Genomic DNA, 19,409 nt, shown 5'->3' on the forward strand with positions numbered 1-19,409 from the left:
ACCCTGCATGCACCCCCGATGCAGGCCCCGTAGCCGCCGACGGAAGAGAGCCATGCCAGACCACTCCCGAGCCCCGCTGCCGTTCCAGGTCGATCTCCGCGGAGTCGTCGACCTGCTCAGCCGCCACATCTACTCGGGACCGCGCGTCTACCTCCGCGAGCTCCTGCAGAACGGACGCGACGCCGTCGCAGCCCGTCGCGCCGACGACCCGACGGCGCCTCCCGGCAGACTCCTCATCACCCCGCACGTGCCACCGTCCGGCTCGGAGGCGGGTACGCCGTTCCGATTCCGCGACGACGGTGTCGGGCTCACCCGCGACGAAGCCGCCGAGCTGCTGGCGACGGTCGGCCGCAGCTCCAAGCGCGGCGACCTCGACGAACTCCAGCGCGGCGACTACCTCGGCCGGTTCGGCATCGGGCTGCTGAGCTGCTTCATGGTCGCCGACACCATCACCGTCCGCAGCCGCTCGGCTCGTGGCGGTCCGGCCATCGAGTGGATCGGCGACGCCGACGGCACGTTCACGATCCGCGAACTCGACGACGCCACGACCGCCGCCATGCCGATCGGCTCGGAGGTCGTACTCGACCCGCGCATCGACGGCCCACTGCACGACGGCAGTCTGCTCGGGCACGGCACGGTGCTCGGCCTCGCCACCACCTTCGGACGGTTCCTCGACCTCGACGTCGAGGTGGTCGACCCCTCCGCACCCGACCACCCGGTGCGCATCAACGTCGACCCGGTGTTCCGGACGGCTGAGGCGACCACTCGCGAGGCGCTCCTGGCGTTCGGGGAGGACCTCCTCGGGACGCGCCCGTTCGACGCCGTCGAGATCGTGGTGCCAGGCACCGGCACCCGCGGCACCGCCTTCGTCCTCCCCTCACCGCCTCCGCCGGGCGCCCGGCAGGCGAGCCGGGTCTACCTCGGCGGCATGCTGCTGAGCGAACAGATCGACGACCTGCTGCCCGAGTGGGCGTTCTTCGTCCGCTGCATCGTCGACACGACGGGGCTCCGACCGACGGCGTCGCGCGAGCAGCTCGTGCAGGACGACGCATTGGAGTTCACCCGCGAGGCCATCGGAGCAACCCTGCGACGGTGGATCCTCGACCTCGCCCGCCAACGGCCGCACCGACTCCAGGAGTTCATCGGCGTCCACCAGCTCGGCATCAAGGCGATCGCCGCGCACGACGACGACCTCGCGAGCGCCGTCGTCCGGTGGCTCCCGATCGAGACCTCCGCCGGCACGATGACCATCGACGAACACCTGTCGCAGACCGGCGTCATCCGGTACACGGCATCCCGTGACGAGTTCCGTCAGATCGCCGCGGTCGTCGATCCGGCCTCACCGATCGTCAACGGCGGGTACGTGTACGACCAGGAGATCCTGGAGCGACTACCCCACCTGATCGACGGCGTGCGGGTCGAACGGGTGACGGTCGCCGACGAGCTCGACAACCTCGAGCCGCCGCACCTGGACGACCTCGCCGTGACGACGGCACTCGAGGACCGCGCCAGCCGCGTGCTCGCCGAGGTCGAGTGCCGGGTCTCGGTGCGCCGGTACCGGCCGGACGACCTCGCCGCGCTGTACGTCGCCGACCCGTCCGTGCTCCGACGGCTCGAGCGGCACCGGGCCGCCTCGGTCGCGCCGGGTATCTGGTCGCAGGTCGTCGGGGCCGTCGACTCCCTCCTCGCCGACGCCGGCCCGGGAGGCATTGAGGCCGACACTGCAGCCCGGCTCTGCCTCAACTGGAACGCGGCGCTCGTCCGCCGCTTGGCGACCCTCGACGACGACCTCGTGTTCGAGCGCAGCATCCAACTGCTCTACGTCCAGGCGCTCCTCGCCGGGCACCGCCCCCTCGAAGCACGCGACCGCCGCATGCTCGACGCAGCCATGACCGACCTGATCGGCCTCAGTGTCGGTCTCGACGACAAGGAACTCCGATGACCGACACCACCGCCACCCCTGTGAACGACATCGACCCCGACGCGAGCGTCCAGGACCTCCTCGAGGAGGCCGACACCCTGCCATGTGGTCCCGCCGAGCGCGCCCTGCTCGACGAGGCACTCTGGCGGGCTGAGGCCGCCGGCGACGAGGAGGCCGCGTACGCGACCCGCATGCGGTTGACCCAGTCGGCACACATGACGGGCGACACCGACGCCATGTTCAGCTCCTTCGGCTGGTGCGTCGGCAAGCACGACGCGGACCCGGAGCGCTTCCCGATCACGGTCGACGGCTGCGACCTGCTGTTCCAGTACAAGTGGATGGCCGGCCGGCTGTCGACGAACCCGACGTTCTCGCTCGCGCAGATCGACGCGATGCACGAGGACATGCGGGCGAGGTACGCGGCAGCGGGCGCCACGATGAGCGGCGTGGTGCAGTCGCAGTTCCACATCGCGACGGTGACCGGTCGCCTCGACGAGGCCGCCGCGTTCCTGGAACGCCGCTCGACCATCGAGGACGACCGCTACAGCCACTGCGAAGCGTGCGTGCGCAATGAGGACGCCTGGTTCCACCAGCTCCGCGGGCACGACGACGACGCGATCCGGATCTACGACGAGATGTTCGAGAACCGCATGAGCTGTGGCGAGGAGCCGGAGACGAGCGAGGCACAGGCGCTCCTCCCCTACCTCCGCGCCGGCCGATTCGACGATGCCAAGGCGGCGCACCAGCGCAGCTACCGGGTCGCCCGTTCCAACGCCGACGGGTTCGGCATCATCGCCGACCACCTCGTGTTCTGCGCCGTCACGGGCAACGAGGCGCGCGGCCTGGCGATGCTCGAACGCCACCTGCCGGCCCTCGTCAACGACCCCATCAACCTGTCCGGGCACGCCGACGGGCTCATCGCGGTCGGCGTCCTGCTGGATGCCGTCGCCCGAGCCGGTCACGGTGATCTGCCCGTCCGCGGTGCCGACGCCCCGGACCTTGCCCGGTACCTCGGCACCGAGTCGACCGACGCCGCCGACTGGACCGTCAGCGCGGTCGCGGCGCGCGCCTGGGCAGCAGCCGAGCACCTGACCCGTGCCTTCGACGAACGCAACGGCAACGGCTTCCGCACCGAGCGGCTCGAGGCCGCGCGGGCACTCGCGACGGAGCACTGGGACCTCCCGCTGTCGGTCGAGGGGTTCGCAGCCCCGGTCGCCGAGCCGGAACCGGCGACCACGGCCGCCGAGTGGCGCGAACGGACCTCCGCGCTCCTGCAGAGCGCCGACCCACGCGGTGCGATCGTCGCCGCCGAGCAGGGCCTCGCGCTCCTCGCGGACGACGCGGATCCCGACGAGAACCTCCGCGCCGGGCTCCTCGGCGCGATCGCGCAGGCAGCGGTCATCGAGGGTGACGACGACCGCGCGAGCGGGGCCTGGGCCGACCGCGACACCGCGCTCCGTGCGGCAGGACGCATCGCGGTCGCCGACGTCGAGGCACGCTTCGGTGTGGCCCTCCTCGGAACGGCGACCGAGGACCGACTCACCCTCCTGCTCGCCGAGCTCGACGACGCCCGTCTCGTCCCCGTCGACGCGGACCGGCTCATCCACACGCTCGTCGTCACCGCACGCCATGCGTTCGAGCTGGCGGGAGCGCAGACCGAGCAGGAGTCCGCGGAACGGTTCATGGGGATCGCCGACCGGCTCGCCGGTGAGGCCGTGCTCGCCGCCGCGGTCGACGACCCGGGCGAGGCAGGCCCGCCGGCCCGTCTCCTGCACGCGCACCTCTTCGCCGTGACCGGCCGGATCGAGGAGGCGGCAGAGCTTCTCGACCCACTCCTCGAGCCCGGGCAGCGGGCGTCGGTCCGCCTCCCCGCGCTGACGCTCCGCACCCGGATGCTCGGCGGGGCCGGGGCCTTCGCCGAAGGGGTCGCGCTCGCCGACGAACTCGTCGCCCTCCAGACACTCCTCGGCAACCGGCTCGGCATCATCCAGGCGTGCTCCCTCTCGGCGGCCCTCCTGAGCGACGCCGACCGTGACCGCGAGGCCGCGGCCCGCATGCAGCTGGCGATCACCCACGCGAAGCGGGCGGAGTACGACGACCTCGACTCGCTCACCCTCCAACTCGCGCGGTACCTCCAGTTCGCGGGCGACGCCGCCACGGCGCTCGAGCACTACGACGAGGTCTACCAGGCGAAGCGCGAGCACGCCGCGCCGGGTGAGCTCGCGGACCTGCTCGCCAACATGGGCGAGGCCGCGCGCATGATCGGCGAACACGGCATGGCGTACGGCGTGTGGCGCGCAGCGATCGACGACGCCGCGTCCGTCGGGAACGACCAGGTGGTCATCCGCACCGGCTTCGGGTTGAGCACGCTCCTCGTCCAGTTCGAGGACGACGACGCGATCGAGGTCATCGACCAGGCCCTCGCCGCCGCTCGCCGGCTGGGCGACCCGCAGCTCCTCGTCCAGGCACTCCAGCGTGCGGCGAGCGCACGGGCGGCCTTCGGCGACGACACCGGGCTGCCGCTCTACTCGGAGGCTCGTGACATCGCCTCGGCGCACGAGGCCGCGTGGCTCGTGGCCGACATCAGCGATTCGGAGGCCCGCTCGCTCGGTGCGCTCGGACGCGCCGACGACGCGACGGCGACGGCTCGGCTCGCCGCTGCGGGGTTCGTGGCCGCCGGCGACGAGAACGGCGCGGCGGTGGCCGAGGTGTTCGCGGCGAGGTCGCGGGTCGCCGTCGACGACCACGCCGGTGCCGTCGACCTGTTCCGTTCGGCTCGCGGACGCCTCCCTGCCGGCTCGCCCGACTGGACGACGGTCACGGCCGAGCTCGCGGACGCATACGAGCGCTTGGAGCAGCACACCGATGCGGCACTGCTGCGGGCCGAGATCGAGGAGTGATCGGAACCGTCCTCAGCGCGCCGACGGCACCGCGAGGACGGTCTTCCGACCGCGCCTAGGGCAGTCGCGCGAAGGCGCGGACGGGGAAGGTCGCGAAGTCCTCGACGAGCGGCGGCGTCGCGGTGAAGGCGGCGCCGCTCGCGGGGAGCTGCTCGAGGCCGGTGAGGTGCTCGACCACCTGGATCCCGGCTTCGAGGAGCAGCGAGTGGGCCGGACGCGCGCCACCGGATCCCGGCTCGGTGTCGTCGATGTTGATGGAGTCGATGCCGACCAGCACCACGCCCTGCTCGACGAGGTACCGCACCCCGTCCTCGGCGAGGTAGGGAGCGTCCTTCGTGTAGGCCTCGGTCGCGAAGTGGCGGTCCCAACAGGTGTGCAAAAGGACGGCGGTCCCGCGCAGCTCGCGCTCGAGGAAGACGTTCGCGCCGATGCCGCGTTCGGTGGAGTCCTGGAGGTGGAACACCTCGGCCGGGAGGTCGACCAGCTGCTCGAGCGTCAGGCTCGCGAGGTCGCCGCCGCCGGCGTAGCGGTGGTACGGGCTGTCGAGGTAGGTGCCGGTGTTGCCCACCATCTCGATGATGTCCATCGCGAACTCGGTGCCCTCGGCGTACTTCGGGCGCGAGTCCTCACGCGTGAGGAACGGACGGATCACCGGCTCCGGCAGCCCCGGGTAGGTGCGGAGGCCGGCACGGATCGGGTGGCTGAGTTCGACGAGCGCGCCCTCCGGACGGGGGCGCACGGTGTCCGCATGCGCTGCGGCGTCCGGGATCTCGAGTCCGGCTGCCGCTGCCGCCGCCAGGATCCCGCGGGAGCCCTTGTGCTGCTCGCGCACGATCTCGAGCTTGGTGATCCGGATCTCGCCGACCATCGCGAGACCGAGGTGCGTGACGAGCAGCCGACCGACCTCCTGCTGCTGCGCCTTCCCCTTCGCCTGCGCGATGGCGGGCGGCAGGTCGAGACGGAAGTCCTCGACGGCGAGACCGCCGCCGTTCAGGAAGCTGACGGTGGCATCGAGGACGGCGCGTTGTTCGGTCATGCCCTCATTCTGACGGGTGCTGCGAACCCTGCCGAAGGATTCCCGGCCATGGGCCACCGATATCCGGCCATGACCATGGGGCTCCGTCGACTGGACGGCTGAGTGCACTCCACAAGCAGCCCTCATGAGGCTTTTGTACACAGGGCTTGCATATCACATACCTCATGCTTATCCTCGATATGCAAGGACGGTTGACGAACCCGTCCGCGGACGAGGAGAGCCCCCATGAAGCACCAACGAACCCTGTCGATCGCCGCTGCAGCCGCCACGCTGGCCGTGCTCTCCGCGTGCACGAGCGACGCCGGGGGCGAGCGTGTCGGTCGCTGCGCGATCGCAGACGAGTTCGCCGCTGGCACGCCGGTCGACGCGACGCCGTCCGGCGAGATCACCTTCCAGACCACCGCGCTGAAGGCCTCGTTCTCCGAGTACTTCACCGAACTCATCGAGGACTTCGAGGCCGCCTACCCCGGCACGACCGTCACCTGGGAGGACGACCCTGGCGACGGCAGCTTCGCCACCCGGCTCGTCGCGGACGCGCAGGCGTGCTCGCTGGCAGACGTCGTGAACATGCCGCTCGCCACCGCCGGCGGGCTCCGCGAACAGGGCTTCCTCGCCGACCTCGACGCCGCGTCACCGGGCATCGGCGACGACTTCATCCCGAGCCTGTGGGACAGCCTGGTCCTCCCCGGCGACGACCACCACTACGTGCTCCCCTGGTACTGGGGCCTCATCGGCCTCCAGACGTACAACACCGAGCTCATGCAGCGCGCCGGGCTCGACCCGGAGCAGCCGCCGACCACCTTCGAGGAACTCTTCGACGCGGCCGATCAGGTCGCCGAACGGTCGAACGGCGAGTTCAGTGCCTTCTCCGCGAGTCTCGGTCTGCGACTCCCGCTCGAGTGGCAGCTGCAGGAGGCCGAGGTCATCGCCGACGACGGTTCGGCGTTCGTCTTCGCCGACGATCCGGCCGTGCAGGAGTGGACCGAGCGCATGACGCGACTCGCGCTGGCCGGCGGCATCCCGAAGGACTCGATCGCGTCCGACGACGAGCCCACCGCCCTGTTCACCCAGGGCGCGACCGTCTGGGGCTCACCGAACGCCTCGTCGCTCCGGTACGTGCAGGAGGGCAACCCGGGCGTGTACGAGCACGTGGGCGTCTCGTCCCTCCTCGACCGCCGCGGCACCGCGATCGCCGAGGTGCAGACCATCGGTGTCCCGAGCACGAGCACCAACCCGGCCACCGCCATCGCTTTCGCGCGGTTCCTCCTCGCCGCCGAGCAACAGAGCCGCTTCATCAGCGACCCACGCATCCAGAACTTCCCGAGCACCACCGAGTCGCTCGGCATCCCGAAGCTCACGGACATCACCGGTACCGCACCCATCGACGAGGCGAACCGTCTCGCCGTCGACCTCGCCGACGAAGCGGAGATCGTCACCATCGTGCAGTGGAGCGACGCGGTCGCGAACGCGGTCAACGCCGAGCTCCAGCTGGCGCTCACCGGGAAGAAGGCGCCGCGTGAGGCACTCCAGGCCGCCCAGGACGCGGCCAACCGGGTCATCGGAGCCGATGCTCGATGACGACCGCGATCCACCTCAACGGGGCGGCCCGCTATCGACCGCCCTGGGTGCCGCTGCTGTGGTGCGCACCCGCGCTGCTCATGATCACGATCTGGAGCGTCGGGCCCTTCGTCGGGACCATCGCGCTGTCGTTCACCGACACCTCCCCGCTCGGCATGGGTGGAGCGTTCGTCGGCCTCGACAACTACCGCTCGATCCTGCAGGACCCCGCGTTCTGGTCCGCGACCGGCAACAGTGTGCTGTACGCGATCATCGCCGTCCCGTTGCTGGTCGTCCTCCCACTGCTGCTCGCGCAGCTCGTTCACACCCGGCTCCCCGGGATGGGGTTCTTCCGCTCCGCGTACGCGGCTCCGATCGTCGCCTCCGTCGTCGCGGTCGGACTGGTCTGGCAGAACCTCCTCGGTGAGCAGGGGCCCGTCAACACGGTGCTCCAGCGGGTCGGTCTCGTCCAGCAGGCGGTGCCGTTCCTCTCCGAGGGGTCACTCATCCTGCTCAGCGCCATCGCCCTCACGGTGTGGCGCGGGCTCGGGTGGTACCTGATCTTCTACCTGGCGGCGCTCTCGAACATCCCCCGTGAGCTCTACGAGGCGGCCGAGCTCGACGGCGCCGGCCCGACGCGACGGTTCCTCACCATCACGGTGCCGGGCACCCGCCTCACGATGCTCCTCGTCGGGCTCCTCGCCGGCATCGGGTCGCTCCGCGTGTTCAGCGAGGTCTACCTGCTCGGCGGCGCCACCGGTGGTCCCGGAGGCGAGGCACGGACACTCCCCTTCTTCATCCGCGACGCAGCGCTCGACCCGATCACCGGGAACGCGGGCTACGGTGCAGCCGCGAGCGTGGCACTCTTCGCCCTCACCGCGGTGTTCGCCGTGCTGGCGCAGCGCTTCGGCGGGGAGAAGGACGCATGAGCGCGCGCATCGAGCAGTCGCCCGCACGACCGCTCCTGCGGTGTCGGCGTCGGCGATGGTCGAGGACGACACCGGTGCGGTACGCGCTCCTGCTCCTCGTCCTCGTCATCTCCGTCGGCCCGCTGCTGTGGCAGTTCCTGTCGTCGCTCAAGGGCTCCGGCGAAGCACTCTTCGGGCGCGACGCCACCCTGTTCCCACAGCTGCCGACGTTCGACGCCTACGTCACGATCTTCCGGCAGATCCCGATCGACGCCTACCTGACGAACAGCGCGATCGTCTGCGCGCTCACCATCGCCTCCCAGGTGGTGCTGCCGACCGCAGCCGGGTACATGCTCTCCCGACGCGGCTGGCGCGGGCGGCGGGTCACCTTCACCGTGCTGATCGTGTCGATGGTCGTGCCGTTCGAGTCGATCATGGTGTCGCTCTTCCTCATGACCCAGGAGCTCGGTCTGCTCGACACCCTCGTCGGCGCGTGGCTCCCCGGTGCGGTCTCCGCGATGAACGTCCTCATCATGCGGGCCTCATTCACGGCGGTGCCCGACGAGATCGAAGACGCCGCGTTCCTCGACGGAGCCTCGGAGTGGCAGCGGTTCACCGCCCTGTTCCTGCCGTCGTCCATCGGCGCGATGCTGGTCGTCGTCGTCAACTCGTTCATCACCGCGTGGGACGACTTCCTCTGGCCGCTCCTCGTCCTGCGGAGCGAGTCGTCGTTCACCGTCTCGCTCGGACTCGCACGACTTTCGGCGTCGTCGTTCGGGTTCGACCCCAGGGTCGTGATGGCCGGATCCATCATCGCCGTCGTCCCCGTCCTCGTGGTGTTCATCGTGCTGCAACGATGGTTCCACCGAGGCGTCGCAGCAGGAGGAGTCAAGTGAGTCGACAGCCGCACCACCACGAGCATCGTCCCGTCCCGACCGAGGGCCAGTTGCGTTGGCAACAGGACGGCTTCGGCGTGTTCTTCCACTTCGGGGTCAACACCTTCGCCGGCAAGGAATGGAGCGACGGCACCCTGCCCGCCTCGAGCTTCGATCCGAGCGACCTCGATGTGCGGCAGTGGGTGCGCGTCGCGGCCTCGATCGGCGCCGGATACGTCATCCTCACCGCGAAGCATCACGACGGGTTCTGTCTCTGGCCGACCACGACGACCGACTACAGCGTCGCATCCTCACCGTGGCGGGACGGCCACGGCGACCTCGTGGCCGAGCTCGCAGCAGCCTGTCGCGAAGCGGGTCTCGGACTGGGACTGTACCTCTCGCCGTGGGATCGCCACGCTCCCGAGTACGCCGACGAGGCGCGCTACGCCGAGGTGTACGCCCGGCAGCTCACCGAACTGTGCACGAACTACGGCGAGCTCGTCGAGCTGTGGTTCGACGGCGCCGGGTCCGAGGGGTACACCTACGACTGGCCCGGCATCACCGCCATCATCGAACGACTCCAGCCGCAGTCGATGGTGTTCAACATGGGCGCCCCGACGATCCGCTGGGTGGGTAACGAGAACGGTCTCGCCGAAGACCCGGTGCGGTACGTCGTCGACCACACCGACTTCAGCAACTACACCGTCGTCACCAGCCGGTTCGAGGAGGCCCTGTACCTGCCGCCGGAGTGCGACGTCTCGATCCGCCGCGGCTGGTTCTGGCACCCGGACGACGAGCCGAAGACGATGGAGCATCTGCTCGCGATCTTCTACCGGTCCGTCGGACTCGGCGCGAACCTGCTCCTCAACCTCCCACCCGACACCCGCGGGCTCCTCCCCGACGCCGATGTGGAACGCGTGACCGCCTGGGCCGCGGAGCGCGACCGCCGCTTCGCGCGGCCGATCCCGGGAACCCTGACCGCCGACGGGTCGACGGTCACCGTCACGTTCGCGGAGCCGGTCACCATCGATCACCTCCGGCTGCACGAGGACCTCACCGCCGGGCAGCTGATCGACCGCCACGAGGTCCGGACACCGGACGGCCGCACGCTCGTCGAAGCCGGTTCCGTCGGCGTCTCGAGGGTGCACGTGTTCGAACCGGTCACGACCGATCGGCTGACGATCGGGCTCGTCCCCGACGTCGTCGATGAGGCGGGCCGCTCTGCGGAAGCGCCGACACCGATGCTCCTCGCGGTCACCGCGTTCCACACTGGCTCGAGCACCGTCCCCGAGCTGCCGGTCGGGTACGAGGCTCCGACGGAGGCCCCCGACTGAGCCGGCCGCGCCTCGACGCGGAACTAGGCTGGAGGGCGTGCAGGCGCTTCCCGAACCACTCGACATGAGTGCGCTCACCCGGCCGCTTCCCCGACACGAGGTTCACGAGCAGTGGCGAGCCTTCGTCAGGGAGGACCCCGGCGCCCGCGATCGCATCGGGCGAGTCCGACGGCTCACCACCACCCTCGGCGCGATCGGCGGACTGTTCGGCATCTTCTTCTTCGGCCTGGTCGGCCTGCTCGCCTACGCTCAAGGCGGCAGGAACGCGGGAGGGATCGCCTTCGGCATGGGCACGCTCGTGGTGGTCATGATCCTCCTCGCCGTGATCCTCGTCCGCATGACGATCCGGGTCTGGTCGCGTAGGACCCTGCGGCGCACACACCTCCGCCTCGCCAGCTTCGCCGAGGCCAACGGGTTCGACTACCGCGTCGGTCCGATCGCCCTCCAGCGCGACATGCCCTGGCGGAGCCGCGGGTCGGTGAACCTCCACCGAGTCCTCCGGAGCCGGGAGCCGCGCGGCATCGAGATCGCCGACTACGAGGTCATCGGCAACCGCAAGAACCTCGCGGCCCCCTTCGGTGGCTACTGCGCACTCCGGATGCCCGTCGCCCTCCCCCACATCCTGCTCCGCGCCCAGGACGGCCGCCGCCGAGGGATGACTGGCGCCGGCGCCCCGGCCGATGCGCAGCGGCTCAGCCTCGAGGGCGGGTTCGACCGCCACTTCCAGCTGTACTGCCCGGTCGGCTACGAGGCCGATGCCCTCTATCTGTTCACGCCCGACGTGATGGCGCGACTGCTCGACCACGTGCGCGGCTTCGACGTGGAGATCGTCGACGACTGGCTCCTGCTCGTGACCAGCGACGATCTCGTCACGACGAAGGTCGACGATTGGCAGGACATCGCCGCCGCTGTCGACGCCGTGGACGACCGCGTCGAACGCTGGGCACGGTGGCGGGAGACCCGAGGTGACCGGCGAAGCGCCAAGACGGACCAGTCGGCCTCGACCGCGGCGGCCGGCCGCGTCAGCACCCGTGGTCGGCGCCTCAGCGTCCGGATGAGCGTCGACGACATCCTCATGTGGAGCGCGCTCGGGCTGTTCGTCGTCGGCACGATCATCGGGCTCCGGTAGCGCGCTCGAACGCTCCCGAACCGATCCTGGTCAGTCGCCGTACTCGTCGAGGAAGGTGTCCGACTCGGCATCGAGCGCACATCCCTCGGCGGCGGCCTCCGCCGGGGTGCGGTCGCCGACGTCGACGATGCGGCTCGACTGCTCCTCGATGCACCGTTCCATCGCCCGCTCGGCGGCCGCTGGGTCGGCGGCGGTGAACCCGCCGGTCGCTGCGACGATCGCGAGGACCGCTCCGACGCCGGCGACGAGGACGGTCCCACCGATCGCGAGCTTCCACCCGAGCCTCGTCGGCTCGGCCGTCCCCTCATCGCCCGGCTCGTGCTGCTCCGTCTGCGTGAACACATCCGTCATCGGTCGACCCCCGTCGCTCAGCGCACCACCCCCGGCACGTCGCCCCAGGCTAGCAAGCGCCGTCGTCGCACCGCACGATCGACGACACCACGNCTAGAACCCCTGGGCGAGTCGGTAGTACGCGTTGTTCCAGCGCACCTCGCGCTGGAAGTCGCGCGTCGTGGTCGACTCGTCGATCACGAGGAGCTCGGTCTTGGCGATCTCCGCGAAGTCGGCGAACACCTCGACCCCCACGGCGGTCGACATGACGGTGTGGTGCGCGGCGCCGGCGGTCAGCCAAGCGGCGGCAGACGTCGCGAAGTCCGGAGCCGGCTTCCACACGGCGCGCCCGACGGGCAGCTTCGGCAGGGCCTCGATGGGCTGGACGACCTCGACGACGTTCGCCGTCAGCCGGAAGCGGTCGCGCATGTCACTCATCGCGACGACCACGGCGGGGCCGGAGTCGGCCGTGAAGACCAGGCGCACCGGGTCCTCCTTGCCGCCGATGCCGAGCGGGTGCACCTCGAGGGTGGCACGAGCCGAAGAGAGCGTCGGGCTGACCTCGAGCATGTGCGCCCCGAGGATGAGCTCGTTGCCGGGCTCCATGTGGTACGTGTAGTCCTCCATGAGCGACGCGCCACCGGGGAGGCCGGCACCCATGACGGACGCGGCGCGCACGAGGACGGCGGTCTTCCAGTCGCCCTCCGCACCGAAGCCGTAGCCGTCGGCCATGAGGCGCTGGACGGCGAGGCCCGGCAGCTGACGCAGCTCACCGAGGTCTTCGAAGCTCGTCGTGAACGCGGCGAAGTCGCCGGCCTCGAGGAAGGAGCGCAGGCCCAGTTCGATCGCGGCACCGTAGCGGAGCGACTCGTGCCGCTCGCCACCCTTGCGCAGCTCGGGGACGACGTCGTACAGCTCCTCGTACTCGGCGACGAGCGCGTCGATGTCGGCGTCCGTCGACGCGTGCACGGCCTCGGCCAGCTCGTTGACGCTCCACGTGTTGACCTGCACGCCGAAGCGCAGCTCGGCCTCGGTTTTGTCGCCCTCGGTGACGGCGACGTAGCGCATGTTGTCGCCGAAACGCGCGAGCTTGAGCTCGTGCGTGGCCGCCCAACCCGCAGCGGCGCGCTGCCAGGTGCCGACCTCACGCTGAACGCGCGGGTCGGAGACGTGGCCGACGACCGTCTTGCGGGCGACGCCCAGACGCGTCTGGATGTACCCGAACTCGCGGTCGCCGTGCGCGGCCTGGTTGAGGTTCATGAAGTCGAAGTCGATCTCCGACCACGGCAGCTCGACGTTCGCCTGCGTGTGGAGGTGGAGCAGCGGCTTCTGCAGCGCGTCGAGCCCGGCGATCCACATCTTGGCCGGGCTGAAGGTGTGCATCCAGGTGACGAGACCGATGACACTGTCGTCGGCGTTCGCGTCGAGCATCGCGCGACGGATCGACTCGGAGTCCTTGAGGACGGGCTTCCACTCGATCCGCACGGGGACGTCGGCGGCGGCGCCGAGCTCGGCGGCGATGGCCTGGGACTGCTCGGCGACCTGACGGAGGGTCTCCTCGCCGTAGAGGTTCTGGCTGCCGGTGAGGAACCAGACGGTGTAGTGGTCGAGCGTGGTGGTGGGCTTCGGCATGGGTGGGTTCTTTCTTGAGGTCGTTTCGGTCCCTGAGCCTGTCGAAGGGCGGGACCGTGGTGGGGTGGCCCTGCGACAAGCGCAGGGACCGGGATCGGACCGGAGGTCAGTCGGGTTAGAGCGCGCCCTGCGGCGCCTGGCCGTAGACGTTCTGGTAGCGGTCGAAGAGGGCGTCGATCGCCTCGGTCGGCATGGGCTTCGGCTCGCCGAGCTGACGCGAGATGTGCACGGTGCGGGCGACGTCCTCGACCATGACCGCGGCCTTCACGGCGTCGCGGGCGTCCTTCCCGATCGTGAACGGGCCGTGGTTCTGCATGAGCACCGCGCGCGACCGGTGACCGGTGAGCGTCTCGACGATGCCGCGTCCGATCGAGTCGTCGCCGATGATCGAGAACGGACCGATCGGGACCTCCCCGCCGAACTCGTCGGCCATCGCCGTGATGACGCACGGTATGGGCTCGGCGCGTGCCGCCCAGGCCACCGCGTAGGTGGAGTGGGTGTGCACGACGCCGCCGACCTCGGGCATATGCCGGTAGACGTATGCATGTGCCGCGGTGTCGCTCGACGGCGACCGCTCAGCACCGGGCGTGCCCGGGATGACGTTGCCGTCGAGGTCGCAGAGGATCATGTTCTCGGGCGCGAGGTCGTCGTAGTCGACGCCGGAGGGCTTGATGACGAAGAGGTCGGCTCCCGGCACCCGCCCGGAGACGTTGCCGCCGGTCCAGATGACGAGCCCGTACCGGACGAGCTCCCCGTGCAGCTTGGCGACGTCGGACCGGATGCGCGCGATCGCGACCTCGATCTCGGGCGAGTAGGTGTTCACGCGGTTGCTCCTTCGAGGGCGGTGGTCTCGGTGTCGGTCGGCAGGCTGTCGACGCCGCCACCGAGGGCGGCTCGGCGGATGCGCTTCAGGCGCTTCATGACGTCGTTGGCGCCACGACCGAAGTAGTCGTGGAGCGTCGCGTACTCCGCGTAGAGCAGGTCGTACGCGTCGGCCGCGGCCTCGTTCGGCGTGTAGACGGCGCGGTTCACCTTGCCCATCGCGGCACTGGCGGCCGGGACGTCCGGGTAGGCACCCGCGGCGACGGCGGCGTGGATGGCCGAGCCGAGCGCCGGCCCCTGGTCGCTCGCGGTGATCGAGATCGGCAGGCGCAGGATGTCGGAGTACGTCTGCATGAGGAAGGGGTTCCGCTGCAGACCGCCAGCGACGATGAACTCGGTGACGGGGACGCCCGAGGCGTTGAACGTCTCGACGATCTTCCGGGTGCCGAACGCGGTCGCTTCGAACAATGCGCGGTAGACCTCCTCGGTGCGGGTCGTGAGTGTCAGGCCGAGGACCGTGCCGGAGAGCTCGTGGTCGACGAGGACCGAGCGGTTGCCCGAGTGCCAGTCGAGGGCGACGAGCCCGTGCGCGCCGACGGGCTGGTCCTGGATGAGCGAGGTGAGGTACTCGTGGATGCTGACACCACGCGCCGCGGCCTCCTCGGTGTATCGGGCGGGGACCTGGTTCGCGACGTACCAGGCGAAGATGTCGCCGACGCCCGACTGCCCGGCCTCGTAGCCGTAGAGCCCGGCGATGATGCCGCCGTCGACGACACCGCACATGCCCGGGACCTCGCGGAGGACGTCGCCGTTCATGACGTGGCAGGTGGAGGTGCCCATGATCGCGACCATCTGGCCGGGCGAGACGGCCTGCGCCGCGGGTGCTGCGACGTGCGCGTCGACGTTCCCGACCGCGACCGCGATGCCCTCGCGAAGACCGGTCCACGCAGCGGCTTCGGCCGACAGGGTGCCGGCGGCGGCGCCCAGTTCACCGATCTCGTGGGCGACCTTGTCGTCGGCGAACCGCTCGAACGCGGGGTTGAGAGCCGCGAGGAACTCGTGGCTCGGGTAGTCACCGTCCTGGTAGATGCCCTTGTAGCCGGCGGTGCAGGCGTTCCGCACGTAGGTGCCGGTGAGCTGCCAGATGATCCAGTCGGCCGCCTCGACCCAGTGGTCCATGCGCTCGTAGAGTTCGGGGTCCTCCTCGAGGAGCTGGAGTCCCTTGGCGAACTCCCACTCGCTCGAGATGAGGCCGCCGTACCGCGGCAGCCAGGACTCGCCCCGCTCGGCGGCGAGCTCGTTGATGCGGTCCGCCTGCGGCTGCGCGGAGTGGTGCTTCCACAGCTTCACGTAGGCGTGCGGGCGGTCGGCGTACTCGGGCAGCTCGTTGAGCGGCGTCCCGTCGGCGATGACGGGGACCATGGTGCAGGCGGTGAAGTCGGTGCCGATGCCGATGACGGCGGCGGGGTCGATCCCGGCGGCCTCGACGGCGCGCGGCACAGCGGATTGCATGACGGCGACGTAGTCGGCCGGCACCTGCAGCGCCCAGTCGGGCGGCAGCGCGGCGCCGGTCGAGGCGAGCTCACGGTCCATGACGGCGTGCGGGTAGTCGAGCACCGCCGACCCGAGTTCGGCACCGTCGGACACACGCACGACGACGGCTCGGCCGGACAGCGTGCCGAAGTCGACACCGATCGTGTAGGTCTCTGCGTGCGTGGCTGTCGCCTGCTCGGGGGCGCTGGCGGCCGGGTTCTGCTCGGTGTTCACCGGTGGGACTCCTTCGTCGATCTGGTGCTCGGTTGATTCGCGATGCTGTGGTGCAAGCGGGTGGGGGCGGATGCTCGGCCGGGTGGATCAGGGCTGGGCCGCGCTCCAGTGTACAACGTTGTATATTGCCGTGGCCATGGACAGGGCGATGCGATTTCGACTCATGCGAGACCGCCCATCGCCTCGATGACGGCGCGGGTGTCGAGCGGCTCGGAATCCGGCGCCTCAGCAGCGCCCACGGTCCCCACGATCCGGCCCGCGCGGACGGCGACGACCCGGTCGCAGACGGCCGCGAGCGCCGCAGGGTCCTCGCTCGAGACGACGACCGCCCGGCCGGACGCCGCGAGCGATCGGATCAGGGCGTACCGCTCAGCCCGCCGACGTCCGTCCTCGGAGCCGGGGGCGCCCGCCCGACCGAACGGTTCGGCGAGCAGCACGGCGCGCGCCCCCGTGTCCGCGATGATCCGGAGCGACTCCGTGAACTGGTCGGCGTCCGGTCCGCGGTGCACGCCGGGGAGCGCGGCGACCAGGCCGCTCGGCACGGTGGTCGCCCGGTAGTCGCGGCGCGGGTCGGCCACACCGAGCCTGACCATCCTCGTGAGGGCGTCCGGGGAAACGCTCGACGGCACCCCGCCGAGGAAGGAGAGGTCGAAGCGGATCGGATGCTCGGTCGTGTAGAGGACCCCCGCGGCGCGCGCCAGATCCGTCGTCGAGACGTCGACCACCGCACCGTCGAGCGCCACCGAACCACGGGTCCGTGCGCCGTACGACCGCCCGAAGACGCTCAACAGCACCTCCCCCGCACCGGAGTCGGGCGGACCGAACAGCCCGAGCACCTCCCCCGGCGCGCAGTCGAAGGACAGGTCGTCGACGACGATCCGCTCGGGGTCCGCCGGGTGGCTCGCGGTCCAGTGTTCGACGGTGAGGCCGGCAGCCGTCACCGACGATGCGATCACCGAAGCACCGTCGAACGTCGATGATCCGCCGGCGACCGGACGGAACACTTCGACGCCGCCCACCCCGGCGGCCAAGGCGTCGAGCACCTCGCGTTCACCGTCCACGGCCGACAGGCCGATCGAGGGCGACAGGACACCCCCGACGGCGAGCACGGTCGCCGTCGACGCGACGACGCCGAGCCCGGTCACGGCCCCGGTCGCGAGCAGGACACCGGGTGCGGGGTCGGCGGTTCGAGGAGCTCGGGCCACCTCGACCATCGCTTGCCGCCAACGCTCGACCTCGTCCGCTCGGAGTGCGGGGCCACTGTCGTCGATCACGATGAGCGACGCCTCCGCGGCGACCGCCCTGGCGAGCTCCACGAGCCGACGCTCCAGGACCGACAGGGCACCGGCGGAGTCCGTGGGTGACCGGTCGAGCCCGACGACGCCCAGGGCGCGGTGGATCCGCTCGGCATCGCTCTGCCCCACAGACGTCCGGTCGGCGAGCGGCCCTCGGAGGAGCCGCATGACCGCCTCCCGCAGTCCCACCCCACGCTCGGACCCGAGCAGCACGTTCTCACCGATGGTCTGCGACCAGCTGATGGCCTGCCCGGCCGTCACGACGGCCACCCCGGAGGCACTCGACGCGGCCCGGGACGACAACCGCGCCGGCCTGCCGTCGACGAGCACCGTCTCGGAACCGGACACCCTGGCCGCGCCGCGCGGTCCGGTGGACGTCCCGGACAACTGCGCGATCAGGTGCCGGAGGAGCGGCACCGGTCCGAGCACGGCGTGCACCGTACCGAAGGGCACCTGGAGCAACGGCCGGCCGTCCCGCAGGATCGCGAGCGCCGCCGGCGGGACCCGCGAGGAGTCGGGCTCAGCGGTCGCTTCGCCACCACGCACGGAGGCGAGGGCACCGGCCAGGTCGCCGGTGCTCTCGCCTCCGTGGTGGATGTCCATGCGTCGGATCGATCCGGGTTCCGCGGTCGCGGACCTCGGGATCAGCGTCCGCCGCTGCGGCGCTTGTTGTAGACGTCGAACGCGACGGCCAGCAGCAGCACGAGGCCCTTGACGGCCTGCTGCCACTCGATGCCGAGGCCGATGATCGACATACCGTTGTTCAGCACACCGATGATGAGACCACCGATGATCGCGCCGCCGATGGTACCGACGCCACCCTGCACCGCGGCTCCACCGATGAAGGCCGCGGAGATCGCCTCGAGTTCGAAGCCGTCACCGGCCTTCGGACCGGCGAGGTTCAGGCGGGCCGTGAAGATGAGGCCGGCGAGCGCCGCGAGGAAGCCCATGTTGACGAACAGGAAGAAGTCGACCTTACGGGTCTTGATGCCGGACAGCTCCGCGGCGTGACGGTTGCCACCGATCGCGTAGATGTGACGGCCGAAGACCGAGCGGTTCATGACGATGCCGTAGACGAGCACGAGGACGGCCAGCACGATGAGCGTGACCGGGATGCCCTTGTACGCGGCGAGGGCGTACACGAAGAAGCCGATGCCCGCGATGATGAGGACGAGCTTGGCGACGAACCACGGGAACGGCTCGGTGTCCTGGCCGTACTTCTGTCGGCCGAGACGCGTGCGGACCTGCTGCACGACGAGGCCGACCACGGCGATGACGCCGATACCGAGCGTCAGCGGGTCGATCGGGAAGTCACCGAACACGTCGTTCAGGAAGCCGTTGCCGAGCGCGCGGTACTCCGCCGGGAAGGAACCGATGTTGGCGTTGCCGAGCACCACGAGCGCGAGGCCGCGGAAGATGAGCATGCCGGCCAGCGTCACGATGAACGCCGGGATCCCGACGTAGGCGATCCAGAAGCCCTGCCAGACACCGACGAGCGCGCCGATGGCGAGCGACAGGATGATCGCGATCCACCACGGCATCTGCATCTGCACGGCGAACACACCGGAGACCGCACCGACGAAGGCCGCGACGGAACCGACCGACAGGTCGATGTGGCCGGCGATGATGACCATCACCATGCCGATCGCGAGGACGAGGATGTACCCGTTCTGCACGATCAGGTTGGAGATGTTCTGCGGCCGCAGCAGGATGCCGTCGGTGATGACGGCGAAGAACACGACGACGAGCAGGAGGGCGATGAAGATGCCGTTCTTGCCGAGGTCGCTGAGGATGTGGGTCAGCCAGCTCGTGAAGCGGTTGGTGGCCGGGTTGACGAGGCCGCCGGCGGCGGTGCCGTCGCCTGCCGGGACGGTGGGTTTGGTGTCCAGATCGGACATTGCGG

At 70.3% G+C, this 19,409-nt stretch carries 14 protein-coding genes; 7 read left to right on the forward strand and 7 right to left on the reverse strand.

Annotated elements, in window-relative coordinates; all coding sequences use genetic code 11:
- The first annotated feature begins 52 nt into the window (after positions 1-52).
- Entirely contained in the window at positions 53-1,942 is a 1,890-nt protein-coding gene (locus IFU30_RS14815; RefSeq protein ID WP_192005757.1) for an HSP90 family protein, read from the forward strand.
- Complete coding sequence (locus IFU30_RS14820; RefSeq protein ID WP_192005759.1) at positions 1,939-4,821, forward strand: hypothetical protein; 2,883 nt, start codon at positions 1,939-1,941, stop codon at positions 4,819-4,821. Before IFU30_RS14815 ends, IFU30_RS14820 begins: the two co-directional genes overlap by 4 nt.
- Before the next feature lie 55 nt (positions 4,822-4,876).
- Here IFU30_RS14820 and IFU30_RS14825 read toward each other — a convergent pair whose 3' ends face one another.
- Positions 4,877-5,857, reverse strand: a complete 981-nt coding sequence (locus IFU30_RS14825) for a cyclase family protein (protein WP_192005761.1) — start codon at positions 5,855-5,857, stop codon at positions 4,877-4,879.
- A 225-nt stretch (positions 5,858-6,082) separates the two neighbouring features.
- On the opposite strand from IFU30_RS14825, the gene IFU30_RS14830 reads away from it, so the two are divergent.
- The 5 genes from IFU30_RS14830 (at position 6,083) to IFU30_RS14850 (ending at position 11,660) form a co-directional block, all read left to right on the forward strand.
- A complete protein-coding gene (locus IFU30_RS14830; protein WP_124769976.1) occupies positions 6,083-7,435 on the forward strand; it encodes an extracellular solute-binding protein in 1,353 nt (450 codons plus the stop codon).
- Positions 7,432-8,343: a carbohydrate ABC transporter permease gene (locus IFU30_RS14835; protein ID WP_192005763.1), complete on the forward strand. Its 912-nt coding sequence runs from the start codon at positions 7,432-7,434 to the stop codon at positions 8,341-8,343. The genes IFU30_RS14830 and IFU30_RS14835 overlap by 4 nt, the downstream gene beginning before the upstream one ends.
- Positions 8,340-9,218, forward strand: coding sequence for a carbohydrate ABC transporter permease (locus IFU30_RS14840; RefSeq protein WP_192005765.1), 879 nt, complete (start codon positions 8,340-8,342; stop codon positions 9,216-9,218). The genes IFU30_RS14835 and IFU30_RS14840 overlap by 4 nt, the downstream gene beginning before the upstream one ends.
- Entirely contained in the window at positions 9,215-10,531 is a 1,317-nt protein-coding gene (locus IFU30_RS14845; RefSeq protein ID WP_342450874.1) for an alpha-L-fucosidase, read from the forward strand. The genes IFU30_RS14840 and IFU30_RS14845 overlap by 4 nt, the downstream gene beginning before the upstream one ends.
- Positions 10,532-10,595: 64 nt before the next feature.
- Positions 10,596-11,660 (forward strand): hypothetical protein, encoded by a 1,065-nt coding sequence (locus IFU30_RS14850; protein ID WP_192005769.1) that lies wholly within the window; start codon positions 10,596-10,598, stop codon positions 11,658-11,660.
- Positions 11,661-11,690: 30 nt separating this feature from the next.
- Here IFU30_RS14850 and IFU30_RS14855 read toward each other — a convergent pair whose 3' ends face one another.
- The 6 genes from IFU30_RS14855 to mmsB all read right to left on the reverse strand — a co-directional run bounded on the left by IFU30_RS14855 (position 11,691) and on the right by mmsB (position 19,404).
- The gene (locus IFU30_RS14855; protein WP_192005771.1) at positions 11,691-12,011 is read right to left on the reverse strand and encodes a hypothetical protein; all 321 of its coding nucleotides are present in this window, start codon (positions 12,009-12,011) and stop codon (positions 11,691-11,693) included.
- Between the two features lie 93 nt (positions 12,012-12,104).
- A complete protein-coding gene (gene araA / locus IFU30_RS14860; RefSeq protein ID WP_056014267.1) occupies positions 12,105-13,622 on the reverse strand; it encodes an L-arabinose isomerase in 1,518 nt (505 codons plus the stop codon).
- Between the two features lie 115 nt (positions 13,623-13,737).
- On the reverse strand, positions 13,738-14,445 hold the full coding sequence (locus IFU30_RS14865; protein WP_192005772.1) for an L-ribulose-5-phosphate 4-epimerase: 708 nt from the start codon (positions 14,443-14,445) through the stop codon (positions 13,738-13,740).
- A complete protein-coding gene (gene araB / locus IFU30_RS14870; protein ID WP_441005557.1) occupies positions 14,442-16,139 on the reverse strand; it encodes a ribulokinase in 1,698 nt (565 codons plus the stop codon). Before araB ends, IFU30_RS14865 begins: the two co-directional genes overlap by 4 nt.
- 233 nt (positions 16,140-16,372) lie before the next feature.
- Positions 16,373-18,109, reverse strand: a complete 1,737-nt coding sequence (locus IFU30_RS14875) for a hypothetical protein (protein ID WP_192005774.1) — start codon at positions 18,107-18,109, stop codon at positions 16,373-16,375.
- Between the two features lie 41 nt (positions 18,110-18,150).
- A complete protein-coding gene (gene mmsB / locus IFU30_RS14880) occupies positions 18,151-19,404 on the reverse strand; it encodes a multiple monosaccharide ABC transporter permease (RefSeq protein WP_085512640.1) in 1,254 nt (417 codons plus the stop codon).
- Between the last annotated feature and the right edge of the window lie 5 nt (positions 19,405-19,409).

The sequence above is a fragment of the Plantibacter sp. CFBP 8798 genome (assembly GCF_014841195.1).
GTDB lineage: Bacteria > Actinomycetota > Actinomycetes > Actinomycetales > Microbacteriaceae > Plantibacter > Plantibacter auratus.

Excerpts from the sequence above, each read along its gene's own strand:
- IFU30_RS14815 (WP_192005757.1), top strand. The coding sequence starts at position 53 with ATGCCAGACCACTCCCGAGCCCCGCTGCCGTTCCAGGTCGATCTCCGC.
- IFU30_RS14820 (WP_192005759.1), top strand. The coding sequence starts at position 1,939 with ATGACCGACACCACCGCCACCCCTGTGAACGACATCGACCCCGACGCG.
- IFU30_RS14825 (WP_192005761.1), bottom strand. The coding sequence starts at position 5,857 with ATGACCGAACAACGCGCCGTCCTCGATGCCACCGTCAGCTTCCTGAAC.
- IFU30_RS14830 (WP_124769976.1), top strand. The coding sequence starts at position 6,083 with ATGAAGCACCAACGAACCCTGTCGATCGCCGCTGCAGCCGCCACGCTG.
- IFU30_RS14835 (WP_192005763.1), top strand. The coding sequence starts at position 7,432 with ATGACGACCGCGATCCACCTCAACGGGGCGGCCCGCTATCGACCGCCC.
- IFU30_RS14840 (WP_192005765.1), top strand. The coding sequence starts at position 8,340 with ATGAGCGCGCGCATCGAGCAGTCGCCCGCACGACCGCTCCTGCGGTGT.
- IFU30_RS14850 (WP_192005769.1), top strand. The coding sequence starts at position 10,596 with ATGAGTGCGCTCACCCGGCCGCTTCCCCGACACGAGGTTCACGAGCAG.
- IFU30_RS14855 (WP_192005771.1), bottom strand. The coding sequence starts at position 12,011 with ATGACGGATGTGTTCACGCAGACGGAGCAGCACGAGCCGGGCGATGAG.
- araA (WP_056014267.1), bottom strand. The coding sequence starts at position 13,622 with ATGCCGAAGCCCACCACCACGCTCGACCACTACACCGTCTGGTTCCTC.
- IFU30_RS14875 (WP_192005774.1), bottom strand. The coding sequence starts at position 18,109 with ATGGACATCCACCACGGAGGCGAGAGCACCGGCGACCTGGCCGGTGCC.
- mmsB (WP_085512640.1), bottom strand. The coding sequence starts at position 19,404 with ATGTCCGATCTGGACACCAAACCCACCGTCCCGGCAGGCGACGGCACC.